This is a genomic window from Pseudoalteromonas sp. bablab_jr011 (genome assembly GCF_016464045.1).
Taxonomy (GTDB): Bacteria; Pseudomonadota; Gammaproteobacteria; order Enterobacterales; family Alteromonadaceae; genus Pseudoalteromonas; species Pseudoalteromonas lipolytica.
In genome coordinates this window covers 1-402 of the sequence record NZ_JACDWU010000144.1, presented here as the reverse complement: position 1 = coordinate 402, position 402 = coordinate 1, and the positions used below count along the sequence as shown (strand labels likewise).

The window sequence follows — 402 nt, the reverse complement described above, 5'->3', positions numbered from 1 at the left end:
CTTCGTGGTGTAGAGCATTCGTGCCCGCATCACCTCGAAGGAGTAACCGCGCCCTTCACGGTTCTTGTCCTTGGCCAGTCGGTTGATGGACTCCGTGTAAGCGTTGGTGACGGGCATGTCCGTCTCGAAGTAGGTCATGGTCTCTTCGCGCCAGTTTCCCACTGCCCTGACCAGATCGCTCCAGACTTCCTTTTGGCCCTTCGGGATGGTGGCTATCCACTCGTCCAGGGCGGCTTCTGCCTGGAGCCGTGTGGTGGCGTCCCAGATGCCGTAGAAGCGCTCCTTGTGCTCGTAGGCGGCCAGCAGTTGCGGGAACGCGCCTGTCCAGGTCTCCATGATGAGGCGCTCCCGGTCTGAGACTTCGTGAGCGCGTTTCAGCAGGATTTTCCGGTCTCCCTTGAG

The 402-nt window shown here is 60.7% G+C and carries 1 protein-coding gene; it reads right to left on the bottom strand.

Features of this window, described 5'->3' with window-relative positions; genetic code table 11:
• The coding region (locus JIG41_RS06815; protein ID WP_199524469.1) for a transposase at positions 1-402 on the bottom strand (402 nt) is incomplete at both ends.